The following is a 24,243-nucleotide window of genomic DNA, read 5'->3' as shown; positions in this document are numbered from 1 at the left end:
ATCCCGCTGTCCTGCTCGCGCAGCACCGCGATGATCTGCTCCTCGCTGAACCTGCTCTTCTTCACATCCGTCTCCTCACGAAGGCGGACTCTAGCTCAAACTGGCGGAGTTTCAGGGGAGCACGTCACTCAGCATCGATCTTCCGCAGCATGGCGGCTGCGACACTGAAAGCTTCTGCTCTATCCTGACCACCTCGTTTATTTCGCTCAACTAAGCGCCGTGCGTTCGGCAACCGCGTCCGCCGGCCCGAGGGGGCCGGCGGAGAGTGAAAACTTGCAAGCAAAGCAACCGGTCGAATTCCTCAGTTGAATGGCATGCGCGCATGTCCAACCTGCTCGCAGCAAAGTCGCATGCGCTCTGCGCTTGCCGGGATCCACAACGTGGAGCTTTGAACATCGTTTCAGATGGGCGGAAGAAGACGGGAGCCTGCATTCGAAGCATTGCCACGAGGCCCGACGATCCCACAACAGCAATGGGACGGCCTCTGCTGCGACGCATGCGACGTGAGGACCGCCGCATGGTGTTACGGCGGTGAGACCCTCGCAGCGAAGACGCTATACCGCCAAAATTACGAAACAGGACGCCGTGCCGCTTAAACCATCCTACACAGGCCGGTGATGACGCCGTTCCTCGCCGTTCAGCCGAGCAGCCATAACCAGTTCCGCGCGCTGATGCTGTTCGGGCGTAACGTCGCGTCGTACAAGTTCGCGCTCGCTAAGGCGCTGCTCGAGGTGGCGCGCGGTAGCGACGACCTAGTCAGGTTAGAACAGTTGGCAGTTCCATACACACGCCACCTGCGAACTCACCTCACGCTGGCATCGAAACAGGGCACCAGCCGGTCCAGCCGGTTCCTGGAAGCTTGCAATGGAGTCAATGCTGGTTCTGTCTCGGAGGACGAACTTCGGTCAATCACGGTATCGCTCGGCTTCAACAACGTCATTGATGCCTTCCACCGTCTCGGGCCCAATGACATCGAGCAGCGCTTCTTCCTCGACGAGCGCGCCGCCACCGGCGGCATCCGAATAACGGACGCGCTGCAGCACCTCGCGCGCGACGATTCCGCCTCCGACCTGGAATCCGAGACGGAGGCGCGCTGGCGCCTGGTAGAGACAGCGTGGGAGCTGGGAGTCACCAGTTCGCTCATCACCTATGATGACGGGACCCAAGCGTTCACTGCCGCTGGAGGCGCCCGGCGCGTGGCGGTCACGTCCGCGAGGGCGGCGCTAAACGGCTACCAGAAAGGCCGCTGCTTCTACTGCTTCACACCTATTACTATCGAGCCGGGGCAGCTCACCGCCGACGTGGACCACGTCTTCCCTTGGGCGCTGCGGTCGCTACTGACTGGGAACCCGGACGGTGTGTGGAACCTCGTGCTTGCCTGCCGCGACTGCAATCGAGGCGCCGGCGGCAAGTCCGACTGTGTACCGGCGCTTGATCTGGTCGCCCGCCTGCACCGCCGCAACGAGTTTCTGATCACCAGCCACCACCCTTTGAGGGAAACGTTGATGGCACAGACCGGCGCGGCTCTCGCCCTCCGAGCGGCATATCTGCAGGGCAACTACCGGGCGGCGAAGCTGGCGCGGATCATCGAGTGGGACGCCCCCATTCGCGACGACGAGGCATTCTAGATAGTCGCTTTGCTAACGACGACGGACATCCACCGGGTCAGCTGGTCATCGTAGCCGCCGCCTTGCTGCTCCTCGACCTCGAATGATTTCCACGAGCCCGCTTCCGAGTAGGCTGTCGTCAGCACTTCCATCGACGGATAATTATAGTAGCGGCCGAACCGATCGCGTCCTTCCCCTGTACCCACCTTGTAGCTGGCATAGAAGAGCCCGCCCGGTCGCAGCGCACGATGAACCCGAGACAGTATGGCGGACAGGTCCGCGATGGGGACGTGCAGCAGGCATGCGCTGGCCCAGACAGCGTCGTACGCTTGCTCCTCGTCGAGGTCCTCGAACAGGAGCACGCGCACCGGGATGCCGAGGACCGCTGACGCCTCTTCTGCCATCTCCGGCGACCCGTCGGTCGGCACCACATCAACGCCACACGCTATCATGGCTGCCGTGTCACCGCCGCCGCCGCAACCGAGCTCCAGCACGCACGCCGCACTTGGCAGTCGCTGGAGAAAGCGAGCTAAATCTCGGCTCTGTTGGCCGCGGTAATGCGCTACATACGTAGCTGCTTCAGTATCGTAGAATGCGAGCGTCGCCGGATCATGCATTGTGGCGCCACCCGGTTTCGCGCAAGTTTATCGACTGAGTTAGGTCGACAAGCATGTCAGTTGAGGAGCTCAAGCAGCCGCTCCTCGACCAGGGACCAAGGCTTACTCAGGTCCACCGTCGCGAGCCGAACGCGATGTCCATGGACGGCATAGGTCGCGTCGAGCTCGTGCTGCGCCTGCGGGTAGAGCAGCACGCCTTCCGCGAGCGGCGCGGTCGGCTCTGCCACCGCGTCGTTCCGCAGGTACGCGAACAGCTGGTACAGGTTGTCCGATCGGAAGCTCCGCGAGCCGCGGTACTGTTGGAGAGCGTCGGCGTAGTACTTGGTGTCCATAATGATCCGCCGGTCAGCGCTCTCCAGGTACACGTCAGTCCGCATGGCCGGGAGCCGCCCCACCCCGTTCGTCTCCAGCGGCACCGCCTGCCACTCCAGCTGGTACGACCTGACCCGAAATGCACGCTGACGAAGTCGGTAAAAGTTGCGCACGAACTCCTCGAACACGCGCGCCATCTCGCGCTCGTCCCGAAGCACGTCGCGGAACGCGTAGCCCGACCCGTTCGTGGTCGGCATCATACAAGCCAACGCCAGCTCACACACCTTGAGCAGTAGGTCGTAGCGCGCGTTGTTACGGTGGAGCTGGACGCGAGCGAACGCAGCGGCACTCAGCCGGACGTCGACAACATCGGGCATGCGCTCCCGGAGCCGGAGCAGCTCCTGGGCCAGCCCCGGGTCCAGGGTGGCAACGTTGGCGAGACGCCCTAGCGAGGCCTTAAGCAGCTGATTATGCAGCAGATCGTGACTGAGCTCGTCGTAATTGCACGTCACTCGGCGCCCGTTCCGGGCGTACAGCCTCAGCGTCGGGCCGAGCTCGACGCTGCCGCGGATAGTGGCCAGCTCCTCCTCGCGCGGCAGATAGCCGCGGTCCAGCCCGCGCCGGAGCAGCGAGCGGGTGCCCTCGGCGAGGACGCGCGCGAGCAGGTTGGGAAGGTCCGGACTATCCTCCGCCCCTGTCGAGATAGCACGCGCCTCCTCGAACCGGTTCCACGCATAGCAGTACAGGTGATAGAGGTTGCGGATCGGAATCGGTGAGGCGGTCAAGCGGCGGCCAGCAGCCGGGCGCTCCAGCTCTCCGCTTTATCAGGCGCGTCGAACCAATACTCCCTTAGGAGCGGCGCGAGTTCGGTGCGCACCACTCGGCGGTACCAGTCTCGGTCGTGCTCGCCAGCGCTCGGGCCGGCGCAGAAGAAGCTGTGCCCAATTGCAAACCCCGGCCCTAGATTCACCGCGTCGCCGACGATCTCGTCGTTCAGCTCGCCCACGCGGGCGCGCAGAGTGCGCCGCACCTCGTCTCCGACGCCCAGCACCTCTAGGTGTCGGTCGAAATGCGGTGAGGTAAGGTTGGGGGCTAACGACACGAACGCAAAGCGGCGGCGCAGGGCGTAGTCCACCACCGCCAGCGAGCGGTCGGCCGTATTCATTAAACCCATGACGTGGACGTTGGGCGGCACGTGGAATGGCACCTTGCCTGACGCGAGCGGCATGGCCCATCGCGGGTCGCGCTTGTCAGGCTCGATCAGGAGCATAAGCTCGCCCATGATCCGGCTTAGGTTGCCTCGGTTGATCTCGTCAATAATGAAGACGTAGACGCGGGTTGGGTCGGCCTCTGCTCTCCGACAGAACTCAACGAATTTGCCAGGCCGGAGCTCGAAACCGTGCTCCGCGGGGCGAAAGCCTTCCACGAAGTCTTCGTACGAGTAGGATTGGTGGAACTGCACGAAGCCGACCCGGTCCCGATCCTCGACACCCATCAGCGCGTAAGCCAATCTGTGGGCGGCGAACGACTTGCCCACGCCCGGTGGGCCCTGAAGTACGATGTTACGCTTGGCGTGCCACAGGAGCAGGATGTCCTCCGCTTCCCCGCGGTCGAGGAACAGTTCGGCCAGCGCATCGTCCAGCGTGTATGGCGTCACCTCTTCGTCGTAGTCCCGCTCGGGCGCGCGGTGCTCGTCGGCGTAGGGCAGGTTTCGCCCGGTGAGCTCGACATACGCGCGGTTGAGGATGGACCGTAGCGTCGGAGTGGCCTCGGTCAGGTAAGCGCCCTGGTTAAGGCCGCGCCGGCTGTTATAGAAAAGCCCCTTGGCCCCGCTCTCTGCCAGCTCCTTTAGCTCGGACGCGAACGGCTCGGCCTCGAGGAACGCTTCACGCGACAGCGGCGGCTCAAGCGGGTGGTAGTCGGCAAGGGCGACCCGGTAAGCAGGCTGGTCAGCCCAGTCACTGCCCGCCAGTCCTACGAAGGCCTTATCCGCGGCACTTTCCGCCACCGACACGCCCGTGATCGCCTGGTTGTCGACCAGGTGGAACACGACGTCGCCTGGCCGCACCTCCAGCATGTTGGCGTATATGTTCCGGTCGTTGCGGGACCGCTGCGGTGACCAGAGCGCTCGGCCAAGCGCATGCTCGCCTGACAGCCGATCGGGCCGGTTGCTCGCGATGGTCTTCTCGATCCAAAAGCGCCTCGGCGCTTCCGCCGCGTTGTCGCCGAACTGCTCGGCCCAGCTGGTCTCATTGCGATACCAATGCAGGTCCTGCGGCTGATCGTCGAAGGCGAACGCGATGAGCTGGTCGGCCATGTCTTGACCCGCGGTAACCTGCCAGATGGTGGATCTGTAGGTGTAGAAGTACCAGTCGCGCGGCTTGAAATCCGGCTCCCACTCAACCAACACCCGCTCGCCGTCGTCGGGGTTGTGTGTGATCACGCCGCGGGCCTTGAGGCGCATCACCGACACACTACGGCCACGTCCGTCAAATGGTAGATTGTGCTTTTGAACGAACGTTGCCTTGATCGCGATGCGCTCGCCCGGCCGCATCGACCGAACCTGTGCCGCTTCGGCCTCGGTCGGCGTGCGGATCTCCCACACGCCGTCTCGCAAGAAGCGCTCTGCCTGACTGTCATTGCCGCCAAATGCGGCGCCGACGAACCAGTTATTTACCACCTCTCGAGCTCCTTCCTCGTTCAAGCACGGCACGGCGAGCTTACTCAAACCCCAACTTACCAAAAATTTTCTCAGTGGCGACTACCACGTCACTCACATCCTGCGCGACGTTGATCGCTAGAGCCACGCATCATGTCACGATTGATGCACGGCTCCGAAAGCTAACATGCAGCTTTCAGAGCCGTGCATTTTTACCCATGCTGCCGCGTCGTCTAGCTTAGCCGATTGAAGCCTGAAGAGCGCCCCCGAGATATTCCAATTCACGCCGGCGTGACTCGATGTCGCTCGCGACCGCGGTGTCGCGCTTGTAGCCGGCGATCTGCTGCTCCATGCCTTCGAGCTTGGAGAGCATCCGGCTCAGGATCTTGCATGCCGCGAGGTCTGCGACCCGACGCTGCTCGACGTCCTTCCACCATTGTTCAAGTGCCTCGACACCCTTCTCTAGCGATTTAAGGACTAGGACATCTGCCGCGGCTAGGCGCGCCACGGCCTCGAACACCCGGAGCCTATCGCCGGGCCGGGGGTTCTCCTGATCGACCACCTCGACATAGGCACGAGCAAAATCAAACCGCTGGCTCGTCAACACCTGAAAATAGCTAGGTTCAAGGCGTGCCCGCCGCATTTTCGCTGTGATACGCTCCACGGCCTCGATCGATAGTTCGGCGATACGCCTGCGGTCACCACGTACTCGTGCGGTCTTAATCAGCTCGTTATTGGCGTGGAGATGCGCGGCGAGAGCGATGTCGCGCCCAATTTCGTTCGAGATTCGCGTCCGCGTAAATTCGCGCAAGCCTGTCCAATCTTCAAGTGCGGTTTTCGCTTCAATGATGTTAGGCAGCAGTTCCGACTTGGTGCTACCTAGTTTGACAGCACGTTCAAGTTCGCGATCTGCATCACGATATTTTGCGGGCCTGACGCGCAGATAAGCGGATCCGAGGATGCTAGCCGCGTCACCATTTTCTTTGAACTTCTTGCTAAGCTCTGATGCGACAATTAATGCCTCGTCGCGCTGATCGGCTCCCCACATCCGCACGATCGTCCTGATCCCGGCACCAACCTGTCGTTCCTGGTTGCCGCTTTTCTCGTGAGCCCGCGCAACCGCCGCTTCGACTGTGTGTGCAGTAGTACCAAGCCGGTCCTTAATGAGGTCGAGAACGGCTTGTAGCTCGCTTGGGACGCTAATGGCCGAATCGCCGTGCGTCCGGGTAATCGTGGAAATGAGGTGATAGGCCTGTAGTTCGGATATCTGATCGCGAACCGTACGTACCGGCATATCGAGCACCTCGGCAACGTCGGCTAGCGTCGTCTCGCCAAGCAGTATAACAGCATAGAGGACGCGGGAGGGCATCGCATCAAGGTTTCCAAGTTCGCGCTTAAAGGCGAAGCTGCGCACTTCCTCGCCATCAGCGCCTTTCCATTTCTCGACGACTTCACGCCGGTCCTCGCCGAGCTTGACCAGCCGTACGATTGAAGCAGCGAACAGTGGTGAGCCCGATGACGCTTCAAACACGTCCTCGAGGTCCTGCCCCGCATACGGGGTTATTCCGAATGCGGTACACAGATTGCTCAGATGAGAGTCAAATGCCTCGCGCTCTAACCCTCGAATCTTAACGATCGCGGTCGGCGGCAGGCCCTGATCGATCCGCGAGGTCATCAGAACTCGGGACGGCGGCTGATCGCGGCCGACCGTTCGCAGCGCGAGGCTGTTTAGCGCTGCAACCGACTCCTTCTGCTCATCTGGCAGCAGGGTATCGAGGTCATCAACGATGATCAGCGAGGGGATGATCAGCAATCCTTCGACCAGCCGGTCCGTGATCTCAGTGAGGCTTGGATCTTCGTCGGAGACTGGCAACTCGAAGTGCAGGGCCTTCAGAATAGCATTGAACAGGGAACTTAGGTCAGAGAAGTCGACGCGAGAGGTTGGCACCATTTTACCTCGAAGCGCTGAGAAGGTCTGCTGCTTAGCGGTTAGCCAGATGACAGCTTCGACTTGGCCTGCGCCAATGTCGGTAACCTCCTCCGCGAAGCGGTAGGCGAGCGTGGTCTTACCCAAGCCACCGATCCCAGTGATGAGGCGAACCGGGCTGCGCGAATCACCGATCCATTGGCGAAGACTCGCCAGTTGCTGGTCTCGCCCGACGAACTCGATGAGGTCGTCGTCGCGTGCGGGCAAGTGCGATTGAACCGGTACCGGGCCTAGCCCCACGATCTGCTCGGGCGGGAGTCGGTCCGAATGCAGGAACTTCCAATCTTCGTGCGTGTTCACCGCAGCGCGACATTCATCGCGGACGCGGACATATACCTCTTCTTGGAAACATGGCTTTCCATTGGCCTTGTCCGGCCCCTTACGCAGAATCTTTACCGGCGGAGCACTGGCGGCGCGGCGCGGGATGAGCAGAAGACCCAGTGTCAGTGGCTCAGGGCGCCCCGCAATGTTCATGTCGACATTATTGTAGAAGCATTCAATGTTAGTGCCGGAATAGCGCTGCAAAGACTTATTAAAATCCGCACAATTGAACGAATCGGTGATGCCGGCGACGCGGTTCCTGCCTTTGTCGCTCACACCGAAAACGATGTAGCCGCCAAAGGCATTATGAAAGGCGACCGCGTCCTTGACAAGTTCTCCTATAGCCAGCCGGTGATCTTGCTTTTCGCCATCGGTGGGGTCGCTTCCCAGGACTGGGACCTTGATTTTATAGTCCCAGAGCTGGCCCTCAAAATCATAAGGCTTGCCCGATGGAAGTAGTAGAGTGAGCACCTCTTGCGTGACCGAACGATTGTCGACTGCTACTTTAAGGCTATCGATTAGGTTTTCCGTAGCCATCGCGATCCCCAACGCCCGCATGACATATCTCATGCTAGTTTCGAGAAGCTTATCGCAGGCGCGGCACGGCGCAACGTCTGAATGCTCCGTGGTGGAAGGTTCGTGCTTAGACGACGCAGGCCGCCGCCGCGCCGGCGCATGGAACTTCCACCCTGTGACACCGGATATTGAGGTTAGGGTGCAGCAGTCGTTCTTCCTCCGGGCCGAGCCTGATTTGCCTTAGCGGCAGCTTCCGGGATCGGCGTTGCTCGCGCCCTACGACCGACATTGGGCGCCTTGCTGCTGGGCGGCCCCGTGCTAGGCGAACGGCAGGTTTTGCCAGAAGCCGCCGTCAGACGCGCGATCCGCGAACGTCGTTTACTGGTCAAGAGCGACCGCCCGCCTTTTCCGCGGCGACCCAATCTCGGCCGTTCACCACTGTTTGAGTGCGCCCCGAAACCGGCCATTCGTTCAAGTGCGGCGTTGCGGCCGGGATTGGGCCGTGAGTAGACAGACTGCTTGTAGCCGTCAGCCACGGAAAGCCGACTTCCGCTAGCTTGCGCGCGCCTAGGCAACCCTCAACAAAATTACAGCCGTCGGCGAGGACTGATGGCGCCTAAATGTTCGTAGCCGCTGCTGCGCGATTGCCGCTTAGCGCGAGTAGCCCTCGATAGCTTCCGCCGCACAGTTCAAGTGCGGTTTTCTTCTCCGGGAGAAAAGCCTGGCGATAGAGGCCGTAGAGTTCGCCAAGGATGTCCTGTCCGCTAGCGCGTCGCGCCAAAGCTTCGACGACGCGCGCCGGGCCAAACGCGATCTTTCCTGTCCGTCCCTCGAGACTGAACCTCTCGACCTCGCGGCGCACGACAGCCCCGAACACCCAATCGCCGATTTCGACATAGTCGAAGAAGAAAGCTGCAGTCGGCGCGCTCACTCTTTCCACCGGCGCCTGGGCGAGCTCGAACGCGCCGTTGAAATCCGTTCCCGCCACCATGCCGTTAAAGTCGACAATGGCGTTCCACGCTATGTCGATCTCGCGCTGCGAAACAGCGAGGCCAGGCGGTAGGATGCCAGTGCTCGCCTTTTCGAGACAGGCGATCACGTTCGAGAATTGCTGTAGCGCATCTTCCTCCGAGACGTCGGCTAGGCTCACTTCGGCCGGGATATTAGGATAGCCTTCGCACGTTACCAGCAACTTCAGCGGCCCAGCTGCGGCAGTTCGCGTCACCTCAATGAGCGCACGGTGCGATGCCAGCCCGCGCTGGCGATCAGGATCGTGGTTGAGAGTTACTTGGCCCCGATTCTTTCCATCAACAACGATCTCGAGAAAATCGGCCACTACCCGCAGTTTCATCACTTCTTGCGGTGCGTGAATCGCCGGTAAGAACAGCTCGCCATCCAGCCAGATGTCGGCGCCATCTTGAGGCCGAACGCGCACGCGGGCTGGATGGGGATGCGACCGTAGATGTGCAACATCCGGCGTGCCGGAGAACAAAGGAATCTGTGCATCTATTCCGAAACGGCGCTGAACGAGCGTGATGGCAACAGTCGGTGCGGCTTCAGAAAGTCCGATCTGATGGTCAATCAATGCTTGGAGGTCTTCGACCGCGAAACTCAGATTGCCGTGTATCGCGCCGTCCTCGAAACCAACAGTTGCTACGAGCACCATCTTTTCCTCTGCGTAGCGCATTCGGCCCGCAACGGCGGCTTCGAGCCAAGCGACAAGGTCGTAGGTATGCTCATCTTGCTCCGTGAAGGCACAGCGGACTGTCAACTTGTGGAGGTCGGTTCGACCTTCCTGATCGGCCTTGCGCGCTCGCTTTAAGGTGATGGCGATTTCGTCGCTCCAGAAGTGGCGAGCAAAAATCCGAACCGGCTCGCCTCCCTCCGTCGCCTGGTAGAGGACGAGGAAGCACGGCGTCGGCTCCTTCGCGAATCGCAGGGCGTTGCTGAGCTTAAGATCGACAAAGGGTCGGCCCTTCTCCTTGGATTTCACCTGAACGCGGGCCGACATGCCGACCGGCTGAAGGTCGGCCGGGACGCCCCCCACCGCCGTCGCTCCAAATTCGACGAGATAATCCCAGCCGGTGCGATCCTGCCGCGACTTGTTCCGCGTCACGCCTGCGCGCGCGCACTGCCTGGAGAAGTCGTCCTCAGCCCATTCCGATAGGTCGATAATCCGCGAGGTTTGCATCTCGATTGCCCGCTCAAAATTATCAGTTGGCCTGCCTATCTAACGGCTACAACCCTGGCCGTACGTTGAGAAGACGAGAATGATCGTGAACCGCCAAACCACTGAAAGCGCCGGATGAACCTCGCCGAATATGAAAATGGCGGAAAGCCGCTTTATGCCGACTTCGCGGAGGCGGTGGCGGCGATCCTCGACGCGGCGATAACCGAACAACATGACCTTCGGCTTCAGAACATCCAGCACCGCGCCAAGTCCATTGATTCGCTGCGGGCCAAACTTGCCAAGGCAGAAGCGTCGACGGAGGCTTCGATCGCTGACGTTGCCAAGGACGTCGCAGGATGCCGGTTGATTTTCTACACGAACGGAGACGTTCACCGCTTCGGGAAAAGTGGCATTTTGCGCGACAATTTCGCGGTCGATTATAATCGCTCGAAAATTCACTATCCCGACAGCAAAGAGGACGGCGCAGAGTTCTTCATCTCTGAAAATTGGGTTGTCACGTTGAGCGACGCTCGCTGCGCCCTACCTGAATACCGCCGGTTTGCCGGCTTGAGTTGCGAGATCCAAGTTCAAACCATTCTCGATCATGCTTGGGCCGAGATGGCGCACGACACCATCTACAAGCCGATGACCGACGTGGGTTTTGGCGCTGCCAAGGTCGAGGCCATGCGCAAGCGTCTTCGCAAAGTGATGCAGGAGTCCCTTCAGCCAGCGGGCTTTGCCTTCGACAAGATCGCGAGCGACTACACTCAGCTGCGTGACGGCAAGGCCATCTTCGATGGCGACGCGCTCGGCGCTATTCGCGCCTGCACTGATCGGAACGGTCTCGACGACGCTGTCGACAAGTTCTCAAATTATGTGCTGCCCAACTACGATGACTATATCGCCGCCGCTCCCGACATCATCGACGTCCTCGCGGACGCGATCATTCGGGCGCACACGATGCCGGACGTCCCGAGCATGGCCTTTGGTCGCGAGTATCCGGGAACCAAGAGCGACGCAGTTATCGCCAAAATCAGCCGCATTTTAGAGAGCGGCTATCTTCTCTACGCAAGCCCCGAACGCATGTTCGATGCGCTCATCAAGATGCGCCAAGCCATGACGACCGAGGACGATAGCGAGCCAATCGACGACCTCACCCGGCGTTTCGCGCAGCATGATCGTCAGGCCTGGAAGCAGGTCGGGCCTGGCCTCCAACGACTGCTGGTCGATCGCATCGCCGGTTTTGACGATGCTGCCCTCGTCGCGGCGTCGCCCAGCGTCATCATCATGCTTCGTGAGGCGCTATCAAGCACGGTGACAGGAACGAGTTGGCAGGCCGAGTCAATGACGTTGCATACGGGGTCGGTTGCAGTGACCGACCAGCTCAAGTCGGTTCGTCGCGACGCCCTTCAACAGCTGGAACGCTTGCATGGCCTTTTAGACGAGGGCGGCGAGCGCAGACGACTGCGCTACGCCATGCTTGCGGCGGGGAATACGCCGAACAATGCCGGCTATACCGACCTGCTCGGCGAGGTCATCATGGACGACCTTGCGCGCGTGGTCGGGTTCTTCAAGTCGGTCCTGCCCGACCTCGGTTTGGAAGCGAAGCGCCGGGTCGAAGTCGATCTGCACCATCGATATTATGGGTATCATGCCCTGCCGCCCGGCATGGCGGAAAATCCTGAACTAGTGGCCGCACAGGGGCGGCTGCTTGAGGCCGTCGCCGCGTGCCGGGCGGTGCTTGACGGCGACGCCGACCTCGATCGTTACCGCTGGCTCGTGGGGCACGACAGCGTAACGCCGATGATGTGGGCGAAGCCGGGCTTTGATTATCAGGCGGCGGCGAAAGAGCGCTCCGACAAAATCGATGCTCTTGTTGCGACTGTTGATGCAGGAAGCGGCGACGAATGGCTCGACCGGCTCGAACGATATGTCGAGACCCAGAGCAACGACATGGCGACATTCATGGGCTTGCAGGAGTTCATCAAGAAACTCGCCATCTCCCAGCCCGACATCATGCTCGCGTGGTTGCCGCGCCTGAGCAGCCGGTTAGCGGATTGGCTCCCCGGCATGCTGCATGGCTTGTCGGACGCCGGCCATGCCGCTGCGGTAGTTCCCCTAATCGAGGCATGGGTAGCCGAGGACAGGCATCTTTCGTCGATCGCTTGGTATCTTCAGTTTGCCAGTGTGCTTCGGTTTGATCTGCTCGAAACGATCACCGCCAAGGCACTCGCCACGAACAACGACCAAGTATTGCACAACGTAACAGTGGCCGCAGCCCGTCAGTCGACCGAGCACACCGATGGATTGTTTGACCGCGTCTTTCTGCCGGCGGCGCAGTCGTTGTCGTCCCGTGGACTATTCGGGTGGGCGGGCGGCATGTTCAACTGGGATCAGCTTGGGCTGTTGAAAGGGCTTTCCCCGCGGCAAGTCGAACCGCTTCTCGCACTTGTCGTCGACATACCGCGGCTCGGCACGAGCGGTGAAGCCCTTTTGGCCGTGATAGCTAACGAGCATGTTCAGGCCGTCATTGATCTCATCGGTCGGCGCTTTTCCCACGAGCGCGAGAGTGAGGATTTTCGCTACGAAGATCTGCCATACGGGCTGCATTATCTCCGGGCGCCGCTTGCCGCGGCGCCTGCCGAGGTGGTCGCCGCAGCACGCCGCTGGCACGACGCCGATCCGAGCCTGGCGCAGTTCCGCGGCGGGCGCTTGATCGCGGAACTGTTTCCCCATCTTGAACATCCGCTGCATCCACTGCTCCACAGCCAGATTGAGGAGGGGCGTGACGGAATCGAGTTCGTCCTTTCCGTGCTGCGCGCATACAAGGGTGAGGAATTCCTTCATCCGCTGCTGCGCGCTATCGTCGGCTTGCTGCCCGCCGACGACGAGCTGCTTCACATTGTCGATATTGTGATCGATTCGAGCGGTGTCCTGACTGGCGAGTATGGCAGCGTCGAAGCACAGAAATCGCGCAAGGCGCTTGTGGCCGAATGGACCACCGACGAGAACGAGGCAGTGCGCGCCTTCGCCGCGCGCTTTATAAAATCGGCTGACAACCAGCTCGCAGTGGAGCGACGTCGCGCCGACCGCTCCGTCGCGTTGCGCAAGATCGCATATGAGGACTAGCGACCACCGCATGATACTCCGCGAGTACGATGTTGATGACGCCCCCGCCCGCCGCCTGCCGTCGCCGGGAAAGTGCATTTACTGCGGCGCGACTGGCGTCGCGCTGAACGAAGAGCATGTCATTCCCTACGCCACTGGCAAGAACGCGACGATCCTTGAAGGCGCGTGCTGCGAAGCATGCCAGAAAGTCATCCAACGCTACGAGCAGGAAGTCCTCAAAAAGCAGCTTGGCGTATTCCGAGCGATAGTCGAGGCACCAACGCGAAACAAGAAAGATCGACCAAAATTTATCACCCTGCCGCTTGTCGAACATGATGAGCGGGGACAATCCCTGCGCGAACTTGGCGATCACCTTATCACGATCGAGGACGGACCTTTAATCCTCAACCTGTGGCAGTCTCCGCCTCCCCGTATCCTCGGCGAGAAGATCGATCCAACCTACGCTGAGGTCGGCCGTGGCGCTTTATCGAGGCCGGCCGCGCTGACCCGATCCTGAAGAAAGCGGCGATGGAGCTCGGCGTGCCGAATATCGGCTTCAAACTGCCGGTCGTTGACCGACTTCACTATCTGCGTGTGCTCGCCAAGACAGCCCATGCTTTTGTCGCTGCCGAACTTGGGCCGGATGCGTTTGAGCGGTTCCTCACCGACCTCATACTCAACCGATCCGACGACGTCCGGGGAATTCGTCGGCGACCTGGCGGGCGTTGCCAGCCTCGAAGGGGCAACCGGGCATTCGTTCAAGATCACAATGGGCGAAACGCCGTCGTCCCTCGGCCCGGCGGCGGGCCTGATCGTTGTGTTCATGCAATTTTGGGCTCATCTTGGGTCTCCTCCTCACCTTGTCGTCGTGGGGAGGCCGCTCATCGATATGCGGGCTCACTTTCAAGATCGCGCATAGCCGCGGCGATCAAGTGACGGCGGTGGCTTGGCCCTTCAGCATATCGGCCCATGCCAAAATCCACATGAGTCGGCGTTGCCGTCGCAGAACTATTCTCCCGCTCCTTCGCCGGGGGCCGTGATTCCCAGGACCCCTTCCAAGGCTTTGTCGCGCGCACGGCGGGTGTCCGGCAGGGAATCTGTGTCGATCGCATCCGACCACGCCGATTGAACATTCGGGTCGCCCCGGTGCCGCTGGGCCATCGCGGTTACTAGGACAGCGCCGAAGTAGCGGACGAGGGACGGATCGTACTCGAGATGCCGCGCGGGAGATTCGGTCTTCGTCTCGTCGAGGATGAGGGCGAGTCCCACGCTCAGCATCTCGTCCAATCTCGCGGGAATGCGCCCCGCATCCTCTCTCATCACGTGCGCGGTGAACCGGAGCAGGCGCGCAAGCGGTGCAGGCCTCCGCACGGTGATCGCCTGCGCGATCTCGCTCCACATCGCCGCTTCAAAGGTCGGCTCGCATCCTTGGCCGTCCACGACGTTGCCGATGAAGCCGCCGAGGAGTTCCGATCCGATTGTGGACCTGTCTGCGAGCAGTTCCCGCAGCCGCTGCGCCGCCTCGGCCTTTTCCAGCATGCCCATTCGAACAAGTATTGAGAGCGCGGGTTCGATCCGGAGGGGATGCCGGTCGAGTGCGAAGAGTTTGCGGATTGGCTCGATCGCGCTCGGACGATGCTCTGCCCGCTGCGCCAAGCTGGCGGCCATCTCCGAACTGTGCACGACGATGTCCGTGCGATCGTCGCCCAATATGTCGGGATGTTCCGGCGGTGGGGCGTGGTCCGCGACGAACGCGTGCAACCGGGCGATCTCACCCAGCAGCCCGTCCTCGTCGAGCTGGAACTCCTTCTGTCCGTAGGCGTAGGCGAGCGCGCCTTCGGCAACCACATTGTCCGTCAGCGGCGCACGGGTCAGCAGGGCCGCCGACACCGCGGCACCGACGTCGACGTGTGCCGGCCGGGGGAGCAGGAGGAAGGAACTGGGATAGAAGACAGTGTCGCCGGGCAGGCGGCCGTCCATGTGCGCCGGTGCCCAGAGTGCGTCGCCGAGAAGCCGGCGATCGTCTTCGTCGAGCAGGTTGGCATCGAGAAGCCAGTTGATCCGCGAGGACGCGGCGCTTCGCGTAGATGGATCCGTCAGCGACCCGACGGTTTGTGTGACGACTTCTCGCCATTCCGAGTTCGTCGCCATAGTGGCGTAGTCACGCGACAAGCCGGCCACTACGTCAGCGGCATCGCTCGCATAGTCGCCGACGTTTGGTGGTATCGCGCTCTGGAACAGCGCCAGGACCATGGCGTCCCGGTCCGACGCGGATGCCGCCTCAATGCTGCGCCTAGCGAGGTGTCGCAGCTCGTTTCCAAGCGCCATCTTTCGCGTAAACCGCGTATCCGCATAGAGCGATAGGCAGATCTTGAGGAGCTGCGGTGCCCGGGCGGGCGCTCGCAGGATGACCCGTGAGGCGATTTCCACCGTCGACTTGAGCCGATCTCGCCAAAACCCCGCTTCGGGTGCTCGCGCCGCGATCCGAGCCCGCGCCGCGTCGATGAGTCGGATCAGTCGGTCGATCAGGCGGTCGGCCTCGGCGGCGTTCATCCTGGCCACGGCTGACCGGGTCAAGATTTTGTCGAAGGGCTTGCTGCTCAGACTAGACGCGGCTCTCAGGAAAGCGTCGATCGCCCGGGTGGGTGCTACGTCCATCAGCCAGCGAGCCGCCTCGGAGAGTATCTGTGAGGTCACCCCCGTGTTCCCGATGCGGACGGGAAGACCGGTTTCCTCCTGAAAGCGCAGCGCCTGGTACGCGATCAGGCGCTGAATCCTGGGGTCGACGCCGCTCAGATGATGTGTGACGTTGAAGGTTCCGGGATCGAACTTCTGCGTGCGTTCGATCGGCTCCCGCACCGGCGGTATTGCCTGCGCCAGCCGATCGATCAGTCTAAAGAAGTCTCGCTTGCCTGGGCAGCCGCGCGACTGAAGCTGGTCCTGCCGGAGGTCGAAGCGGTCGCGGACCGCCTTGGTCTCGGCCCACCGGCCGAGCTCGCCAAAGAGCACGGAAGACCGGAAGAGCAGCGCGAAGCTCTCGCGCGACCAGGCCGCGATGTCCTGGCTTCCGCGCAGCGTCTGCGCGCGTATCAAGTTCAGCGCCTGCGCCGAGAGATCCGCCGCCGCGCTGTCGCGGCCCAGGTCGGCGAGAAGTCCCGCCTTGCGCAACAGCGAGAAGCTGTCTCCCCGGATTTCCCATGCTGTCACCAGCTCGTCGAGCTTGTCGACGTCCAGTTCTGCCCTGTGCCACAGTATGCGTTCGTATGTGAGCCGGTCGAACGTAACGCCATCCTGGTCGTCGATCTTCGTGTCCAGCCAGTCCGCCCATCGAGTGAACAGCACCGCGTCGTTTTCCTCGCGGGCATGCCGGATGATCGCAGCGACCAGCGCGCGGAAGTGGGCCGCCTGACCAGCGTCCAGATCGTCGTAGCGTCCGACCATGGCGTCGAGCAGTTCCACGATAATGTCGTCCACCGTCAGGATCAGCGGCGCGAGCGCCGTTTCGAGCTGCCAGTTCAGTTCGAAAAGGGCTTCGAGCCTCTCGTCCTCCTCGACTGCCCGGAGGCCCCGGATGATGTCGTAGATGGATCGGTCAATCCTGCCCCACAGCAGTTCGCTGGTGTCTAGCGGCGGCACGATCCAGCCGGGGAATACCGAACGGTTCTGGCGCCACTGCGGAACCAATCTGCGGAGGGTTTCGACCGCTGGGCCGTGGCCGGTCGTTTCAGGGTCGGGCAACGGTGCCCTGGGGTCGAGCCGCGGCGTTACGAACGCCAGCGGCGGCACAAACCCGGCCGGAGGGCGCGGCCAGCGCTGCGCGGGATAGGGTTCCGCCTCGCGCATCCGTTCAAGAAACCATTGATGGGCGTGCTCCATCCGACGGCTCGCCGGCCAGCTTTCGAAGGGCGGGAGCTGCGCTAGATCGATCGGCTGGATGCGACGGCTCTCGAGCATCTTGCGCTTCGGTGCGCTCAGGCCGAGCACGCCGACCAAGTATATGAGCGGCGCTTTAGGACCGAGCCGATCGCGGACCCACCCGGACCAGAACAGGAAATTCGGATCGTCGCCGGAGAAGCCGAGCAGCACTAGCGTGTTCTCCATCGCCAGCTGCTGCGCCAGGTTCACGAACGCGCCGGATCGGATCGGATACGTCCGGAAATCCTCCTCCGTGAAGACGAACGGCCGGTGGGCGGGGAAACTGCCGTGGAGCTTGATGATCCGCGGCGCCCGTGCCTCCGGGATCTCCTCGACGGTGCGCAGGACATCATAGACGCGTTCCTCCGCCCTGTCGGCCGCCCGCTCGAGCAGCGTATCCCAATTTGTGGTCATGATGTCTGCCCATGGGAGCTGAACGAGCATCTGGTGCAGCTTGCCGGGGACGAACTGGCGATCCGGGACGTGACGCAGGATCAACTTGTCCAGCGCATCCCGTCCGAACTGCGCTTCGAACTCCTCGGCGACGCGTAGGTATGCGCTGGTTGCGCCAACCTGCTTGAGCAGCCAGTCGCGATGCGGGGCGTGTCCGGAGCCAGGCGAAGCCGCCTCGTCGCGGCCGATCGGTGGTGCCGGGTACAGCTGGTCGACCATCGTCAAGTAGATGTCGTTCCAACCCGGCATTGAACCGACGGACTTCCGGACCGGCGTGGCGTTGCGGCTGAATCCCGCGCCGACCAACAGCGCTGCCGAGCCAACGGGTTCGCGTGCCCACAGGGCTTGCGAGATGCGCTCTATGTGCGGTTCGTCCGGAAGCAGAGCATCAGTCCTTTCTGTATTGGCGATCATCTCTCATTGATGACTGAAACTAAACTAGGCTTCGCGTTTCGACATCCTTTATTCTCCCTAGTGGAATCTGTTATTCTCCGTCTCAACCTTCGTTGCGGAAGTTTTACCCAGTCGAGCAGCGCGGATGCCATCCGTCAAGCCTGAACGAACGGTCGCTTCTTTAGGGTGCGACGCTTGCAGCGGCTGGCCGCAAACCACCAATCAGGCTGAACTATTCTGCTTAAGGTGGGGCGGCTTCGACGTTCGACGACCAGCTAGCGGAATGGTTGTATTTGGGGTGTATAGCTTCCAATCTCTCAAGCTGAACGAGAGGCAGCTTGCCGTCCAGCCTGCCCTTAAACGGCCTTTCCGGTTTCCACCAGATCCACCCTGCCGGAATCAGTTGAAGTAGTGAGCGTTCGGATCGTCCTGATCATCTTGGTCGATCGATATGCGCGTACGCGAGGCAGGGGAAAAACCAAGCTCGGACACCAGCGACCGCATGATCATCGCCTGCCGGTTTAGCACACCAACCCAAGGCGACTGGATTGGAGTGCCGTTCGCGGTCTTGATGATGGTTGGTCCATTGTTCAGCGCAACGGTCGCTTCTTCGTGCAGCGCCTGTGACACGCACCACGCCGTGAGCACGGCTTGATCCAGCTTCTTAAGTAGACCGTACGGCGCGTGCTCAATCGCGTAATTCCAAATACCCTGTTGCCGCTCGTTGAAGTGGTCCGGCGGTTCCTTAAGGTCGCCGGTTGGCTGAGGCTCACCAGCACGGCTCGTCATGCGGTAGTTCTTACCTTCGAGCACTTTCAGGTGTGTGGGCAGAGCCTTGCGGCCAGACGCGCGATTACCGGCCATCAGCCTTCACCTCCGAACTGCCGCTGATGTTGAACAGCAGAAAACGTGTCGCCATGACCTACCAGAGTGGAATACATACCGGTGAAATCTTGCCAGCGCTGGACGATTACGTCGACGAAGCGCGGATCAAGCTCACACAAGCGGGCAGCGCGCCCCAGCATTTCGCAGCAGATCAACGTCGAGCCGGACCCACCGAACAGGTCGAGAACGACATCGCCAGCTTTGGTCGAGTTGCGCAACATGCGGGCGATCAGTTCGACCGGCTTCATGGTCGGGTGCTCGTCGGACCGCGCCGGGCGATCTACCCACAGGACGGTAGGCTCGACTGCCTGGACGGAGATGTCGGTCCCAGAAATCAAAAGGGACTGCTGGCCCACACGGACGAGCACAGTACCATCGGCGTTCTGCGAGAAGACCGAGCCACCTAGCTCCGCGATCGTCGTCGCCTTTCGTCCACCATACCAGCGGTGCGCCGCCCCAGGCTTCCACCCGTAAAGCACAGGCTCGTGCTGCCACTGATAGTCGGAACGCCCCAGGACCAGCGCGTTCTTTCGCCAGATTAGGCAGCCGGACAGCTTGAACCCTGCGCCCTGAAAGGCCGCACGGAAAGTCAGCCCTTCCGTGTCCGCATGAGCGACGTAGCAGGCCGCGCCCGGTTTTAGAGAGGCGATAGCGAGAGACAGGGCTCGCGTGAGGAAGGTGAGGAAGGCCGCCGCCTCCATGTCGTCGTTGGCGATGCTACCCGCCCGCCCTTGGTAGGCGACGTTGTAGGGCGGGTCTGTCCAGCACGCGTCAGCCAGCTCGCCATTCATGAGTTCGGCAATGTTGGCTGCAGACGTGCTGTCGCCACACATCACGCGATGAGAACCGAGCTGCCAGATGTCGCCGAGCCGCGACACTGGCGCTGGCCGGACATCCGGCACGTCGTCGGGATCGGTCAGGTAAGACGACTTGGTGGCGTCGAGCTTGCCCAGCTCCTCGTCCGAGAACCCGGTGAGGTCCATGTCAAAGCCGAGCTCGACTAGGTCGCGCAGCTCGGCGGCCAGAAGCTGCTCGTCCCAACCTGCGTTCAACGCCACCTTGTTGTCGGCGATTACGTACGCGCGAACCTGGGCATCGGTCCAACCCACTGCCTCAACGATCGGAACCTCAGACAGCCCCAACGTCTCGGCGGCGAGTAGTCGGCCGTGGCCGGCGATGATCGCGTTGCTCTCCGCTCGTATGAGCACCGGGTTCGTCCAACCATACTCTTGGATCAATCGAGCGATTTGTAAGATCTGCTCGGCGGAGTGCGTTCGGGCGTTGCGGACATACGGGACGAGCTCCGCCACCGCTCGCATCCGAACCTGCGCCGACGGCCAGGCAGACGCGTCCAGCGCCTTGTTGATGCTGACAATTCCAGTGGTCTGCCTCTCGTTCAAGGCAGGCTTACGGCGGCTAGAGGTACGCTTAGGTACGGTCATCTGACCCCCCTTTCATTTTTCGCTTTTGAGAGATTTTTAGCCCCACGCCGGTGTCCGGCCGATACCGACGAAGTTTTGACGCCCCCCTCATGAATCGCTGGGATGCTCAGGCGGCCGGTAGGCGCACGCCGCTTCCCAAGCCGAAGCGGTCGCAGGGATTGGCCGCACAAGCCGCCTCTCATGCGGCGATTCGCGGCTTGTGCTTGATTCAAGACTTGAATGATTCTGTCCGCCATTTTGGCGCAGGCCCGCATGCCATTTTGGCGTCGTCGCGGCGCCAGATTGGCCGTGGCTCGACGCTATGCAGAAGGTGATGACCCGCTTCGTACGTCCGGTCCCTTCGAAGTGGACCTTGATGAGGCCCCGCGCTCGCAAGATACCCAGATGGCGGCTGACGCTACGCTTTTTCAGGTCAAAGTAGTTGGCGATCCCGCTGTCGCTCAGAGTGCATCGGTGAGACTTGTTGCAGAGCGCCGTGAGATGGAGCAGCAGGTGATCTGCCGAACGAGAGCCGCTCCGCTGCTCCCTTCCCCAGTCCGCCAAGCGAAACGCGGGCGAGCCACCGCGAGCTTTTGCAGCCATCATCGTCCGAGTTCGCCCGTGAGCACCGAGCCGGAACGCTCGAAATCCTCGAGATCGCTCAGCCGGTAGCGAACACGTCCGCCAATCCGCACGAAATTTGGCCCCTTGAGCCGGTACCGCCAACCTTCGAGTGTTCGCGTGCTCACGCCCCAGCGCCGGGAAACGAGCTCCTGACACAAATAGGTCGTTTGGGATTGTTCGATGGACATGTCGTCACTCCAGCGTTGTTGCTGGTTCGACGAGCTACGGAGCGTCCCGCGTTCTAGTCTACCGGTTCGGAACGCTTCCAAGCATAATAATCTCGGGAGATGGTGCTGGGCGACACGTCGAACTCGGCTGCGGCCTTGTCCCGCGCGGATCGTACAGAGCAACCTTGGCATATCAGCTGACGTACGCGGGCGACACGATCCGCCGCCGGTTGCCGCCGTCGCAGAGCTCGACCGTCTGCTGAATGGTCAAGTTGCTTCTTGCCGACCTCAGCCGCTCTATTCCAATCATATCGAAGCCGAGCCTCCGTGAGCGCCTCCGCCAGCTTCATCGCCCAAGAGATTGCTTCCCACGGCCGCCCGCCCGCTAACGCCGCCTCAGTCATGGTGGCGTTGGCGTCCATTTCTCGGATGTACCAGGCGATCGTTGATCGTTCCCGATATCGAGCGTTGAAAATATCACCGCCTAAATACGCGGGATCCTTGTCAGCCTCAGCGGCATCTTCAGCTCTCTGCAAAGCAGCATCTCGGCGTATCGCTGCTATTATCGGCTGCTGAGGGCCCCAATCCTGTGCCGCGGTGATCGCCATTTGTTCAAAAAAGGCAACGATTTCTATCGCTCGATCTGGATCACTTGTATCCAACAACTTGCGCTTGCTAGCAGGGCGCCACGTGATCCCGTCACCGATCCCAAGATCGTCTGTCATCCTTAATCCTCAAGCTGCTCAAACTAATGGGTCACTGCAAGGTTGGACATCAAGGCGCGCCGAAGAACTGAAATTATTGAGCTGCCGCGCGGGGCCTTGATAGATCATCTTTGCCGAACGCGACCGACCATGTCATCCGCCCAATCGAGAAAATAGGTCATATTAGGCGCGTCGGTATGACCGCCCTCATGCTGCCGCCAAGCAAGCTCACCATTAAGCAGATTGGTGCCCTGCGGCGGAAGCAGCGCCGTGCGATAATCGTGTCCGCGACCAAGGTCTCGCCGGCCAAGCAGGGTCCACGCGCGCCCCGCCGCCACCGTCGCCATGTAGCTGCCTTGCTGATCGAGCCAGTTGGCGTCGCCCTGCTCCGGTACTCCGTAGCTCACAAAGGCAAGCCGCGGCGCCACCAGCGCCAAAAGCTCATGTGACTCAATTGGCAAATCGTTGGCGGTCTTGCGCCCGAGGCGTCCGCGTTCCGTCCCGTACTTGAGGAAATTGCCCGCCATCCAGTGGTACTCGCTGGTGCCCGTCAGGTTCTCAACCTGTTCACCGAAGTTGCGTCGGTGCGGTTTGACCCCGCCCTCCCCCGACGATCCGATCAGTACCATCGCGAAGCGCTCGTCGAGCGCGGCGGTGACCAGCGCCGCCTTTCCCCAGCGCGACACGCCTTCGATGCCGACATGCGCCACGTCAACCTCTGAGCGCGTGCCGAGATAATCGAGGAGCCGGCTCGCGCCCCAGCCCCATGCGCGTAATGCGCCCCATTGCTCCGGCGTGCGAGATGCGCCCTTGTTGACCAAGCCGATGATCCCCTCGCGCAGCCCCGCGCCATTGTCTGCCTGGATGGTCGATGTATCGAGCAGCGCTACGCCCCAGCCGGCTGCAATCACCTTGGTTATGCGCTCGTCGTCGGGCGGGGGCGCGACAAAGCCGCCTGGTTTGACGAACTCAAAACCGGGATGTGCGGCGAGGATAGTCGCGAGCGCAGGATCTCGCGCAACTAACGTCGCCTTGAGCGCTGCGTCGAGCCGCGCCGCCTCGGCCGCATTTGGCTGGCTTGGTGACGGATAACGTGCTGGCGCGAACATCATCAACAGGGGCACAGGGCTCTTCGCGTTCGCCGGCAGCACCAGCGTCGCGCGGATGTCGACGTCGATCTCCGGCGCTGCCCGGTTGTCGACGTGACCGACGAGCTGCTGTGCCAGCACCGGCTTGCCACCAGAATATTCGCGATCCGCGGTGTCGATGCGCCATGTCACTCCGGGTACGTTCACCGGGATCCGCCCGTAGATCTCGCGCTCGAACAGCTCGATCAGCTCTGGCCGCCGCCGCTGCTGCCACATCGCTGCGGTCGTCACCGGTCGCCCGTCCGCCATTGTTAGCAAGTCAGGCCAGACTGGATACGGATTGGCTTTGCCAGGATCGTAATTAGCTGCATTTGGTGCGGCCGGATCGCCGCTCGCACCGGGGCGCAACTGGGTTATACCGAGCTGACGCATCATATCTGCATGGTCCTGCTCGGCCGTCCAAGGCCCGGCCGCCAGTGATGCGGAGGCGAGACATGCTGCGATTAAAGCACCGCCTATGCGCCTAACGTTCATCACCGCCCCTCCTCGCCGCCTTGAAGCGCAACGCCTTGTTACAGCGACGTTTTGACGATCGTGCAGAATGGAGGCAAGTGCGAGACATGCCACGTCCACTAAGGGAGGTAATTGCCCCTCCCGCGCGGTTCACCTTTCGATCATCCACATCCGCTCATCGCTTTCGCTGGACTAACCATCGCCGTCGCGGCAAACCGCGCTCGCCGGCTCGAGAGGGTCGGTGGGGCGTGGAAACTCCAAAAGCAGTGCAACCGGTCGAGTTCTTCGGCCGGGTGGCATGCGCGCATGTCCAGCCGGCTTGCCGGTAAAGGCGCATGCGCGCTGTGCATTGCCAGTGTTTCCAACATCCGGCTTCGGGCCGTCGCTCCAATGGACAACGAGCGACGGAGACCCCGCATGCAGTACCGCCTCCTTCTTACTTCCATCCTCACCACTAGCCTGCTGGCCGCCGCCGGTTGCAGCACGACAACAGTCGCTGATCTTCAGCAGCGTGCGCCTCGCGAGGTTTACAAGACAGACAAGCCGACAGACGAGGTCACCCGCTGCCTTATCGAGAACCTCGGACGCCTCGGAGCGCCCAACATTATCAAGCGTCCGGACGGAACGACGGTGCTGCACTTCACGCTTGAGAACGACACTTCTGCCACTTTCACCTTCTCACCAGGGCAAGTGGAGGTCAGGACGATCAGCAGGATTGTGCCCTTCCGCAAGAGGACTGAGGCCTGCCTTTAAGGACACTCTTAGCCGCACATCGGTCCCATC

The 24,243-nt window shown here is 61.6% G+C and carries 16 protein-coding genes; 5 read left to right on the top strand and 11 right to left on the bottom strand.

Annotated features, from left to right (window positions below; all coding sequences use genetic code 11):
* Positions 1 to 188, top strand: a 188-nt coding sequence (locus tag BACI71_RS18000) for a hypothetical protein (protein WP_236553101.1), incomplete at its 5' end; no start/stop codon positions are given.
* A gap of 429 nt (positions 189 to 617) precedes the next feature.
* On the top strand, positions 618 to 1,628 hold the full coding sequence (locus tag BACI71_RS17490) for an HNH endonuclease (protein WP_159761465.1): 1,011 nt from the start codon (positions 618 to 620) through the stop codon (positions 1,626 to 1,628).
* Here BACI71_RS17490 and BACI71_RS17485 read toward each other — a convergent pair.
* From BACI71_RS17485 to BACI71_RS17465, 5 genes are all read right to left on the bottom strand, one after another.
* A complete protein-coding gene (locus BACI71_RS17485; RefSeq protein ID WP_159761463.1) occupies positions 1,625 to 2,224 on the bottom strand; it encodes a class I SAM-dependent methyltransferase in 600 nt (199 codons plus the stop codon). The two genes, BACI71_RS17490 and BACI71_RS17485, sit on opposite strands and share 4 nt — an antisense overlap.
* Positions 2,225 to 2,280: 56 nt before the next feature.
* Entirely contained in the window at positions 2,281 to 3,321 is a 1,041-nt protein-coding gene (locus tag BACI71_RS17480) for a 5-methylcytosine restriction system specificity protein McrC (protein WP_159761461.1), read from the bottom strand.
* Positions 3,318 to 5,216, bottom strand: a complete 1,899-nt coding sequence (locus BACI71_RS17475; RefSeq protein ID WP_159761459.1) for an AAA family ATPase — start codon at positions 5,214 to 5,216, stop codon at positions 3,318 to 3,320. Before BACI71_RS17475 ends, BACI71_RS17480 begins: the two co-directional genes overlap by 4 nt.
* 217 nt (positions 5,217 to 5,433) lie before the next feature.
* Positions 5,434 to 8,073, bottom strand: coding sequence for an ATP-binding protein (locus BACI71_RS17470; protein WP_159761457.1), 2,640 nt, complete (start codon positions 8,071 to 8,073; stop codon positions 5,434 to 5,436).
* 562 nt (positions 8,074 to 8,635) lie between these two features.
* A complete protein-coding gene (locus tag BACI71_RS17465) occupies positions 8,636 to 10,210 on the bottom strand; it encodes a hypothetical protein (protein WP_159761455.1) in 1,575 nt (524 codons plus the stop codon).
* Between the two features lie 114 nt (positions 10,211 to 10,324).
* Here BACI71_RS17465 and BACI71_RS17460 point away from each other — a divergent pair, with 114 nt between their 5' ends.
* Together BACI71_RS17460 and BACI71_RS17455 are read left to right on the top strand one after the other, a co-directional pair.
* Complete coding sequence (locus tag BACI71_RS17460; RefSeq protein WP_159761453.1) at positions 10,325 to 13,318, top strand: RelA/SpoT domain-containing protein; 2,994 nt, start codon at positions 10,325 to 10,327, stop codon at positions 13,316 to 13,318.
* 10 nt (positions 13,319 to 13,328) lie between these two features.
* Entirely contained in the window at positions 13,329 to 13,814 is a 486-nt protein-coding gene (locus BACI71_RS17455; RefSeq protein ID WP_159761451.1) for a hypothetical protein, read from the top strand.
* 491 nt (positions 13,815 to 14,305) lie between these two features.
* Here the strand turns inward: BACI71_RS17455 and BACI71_RS17450 are convergent, their stop codons facing one another.
* The 6 genes from BACI71_RS17450 to BACI71_RS17425 form a co-directional block, all read right to left on the bottom strand.
* On the bottom strand, positions 14,306 to 18,079 hold the full coding sequence (locus BACI71_RS17450) for an SIR2 family NAD-dependent protein deacylase (RefSeq protein WP_159761449.1): 3,774 nt from the start codon (positions 18,077 to 18,079) through the stop codon (positions 14,306 to 14,308).
* Positions 18,080 to 18,457: 378 nt separating this feature from the next.
* Entirely contained in the window at positions 18,458 to 18,922 is a 465-nt protein-coding gene (locus BACI71_RS17445) for a phage terminase small subunit P27 family (RefSeq protein ID WP_159761447.1), read from the bottom strand.
* Positions 18,922 to 20,385, bottom strand: a complete 1,464-nt coding sequence (locus BACI71_RS17440; protein WP_159761445.1) for a site-specific DNA-methyltransferase — start codon at positions 20,383 to 20,385, stop codon at positions 18,922 to 18,924. The genes BACI71_RS17445 and BACI71_RS17440 overlap by 1 nt, the downstream gene beginning before the upstream one ends.
* Before the next feature lie 581 nt (positions 20,386 to 20,966).
* Positions 20,967 to 21,176 (bottom strand): helix-turn-helix transcriptional regulator, encoded by a 210-nt coding sequence (locus tag BACI71_RS17435; protein WP_159761443.1) that lies wholly within the window; start codon positions 21,174 to 21,176, stop codon positions 20,967 to 20,969.
* Positions 21,177 to 21,229: 53 nt separating this feature from the next.
* Complete coding sequence (locus BACI71_RS17430; RefSeq protein WP_159761441.1) at positions 21,230 to 21,880, bottom strand: hypothetical protein; 651 nt, start codon at positions 21,878 to 21,880, stop codon at positions 21,230 to 21,232.
* A gap of 104 nt (positions 21,881 to 21,984) precedes the next feature.
* On the bottom strand, positions 21,985 to 23,379 hold the full coding sequence (locus BACI71_RS17425; protein ID WP_201297517.1) for a glucuronyl esterase domain-containing protein: 1,395 nt from the start codon (positions 23,377 to 23,379) through the stop codon (positions 21,985 to 21,987).
* A 498-nt stretch (positions 23,380 to 23,877) separates the two neighbouring features.
* Between BACI71_RS17425 and BACI71_RS17420 the strand changes: the two genes are divergently transcribed.
* Positions 23,878 to 24,213, top strand: coding sequence for a hypothetical protein (locus BACI71_RS17420; RefSeq protein ID WP_159761437.1), 336 nt, complete (start codon positions 23,878 to 23,880; stop codon positions 24,211 to 24,213).
* The last annotated feature ends 30 nt before the right edge of the window (positions 24,214 to 24,243 follow it).

The sequence above is a fragment of the Sphingomonas sp. 8AM genome (assembly GCF_902506455.1).
Classification (GTDB): Bacteria; Pseudomonadota; Alphaproteobacteria; order Sphingomonadales; family Sphingomonadaceae; genus Sphingomonas.
Note: the sequence above shows the minus strand (reverse complement) of the source record. Positions and strands in the feature narration are given on the sequence as shown.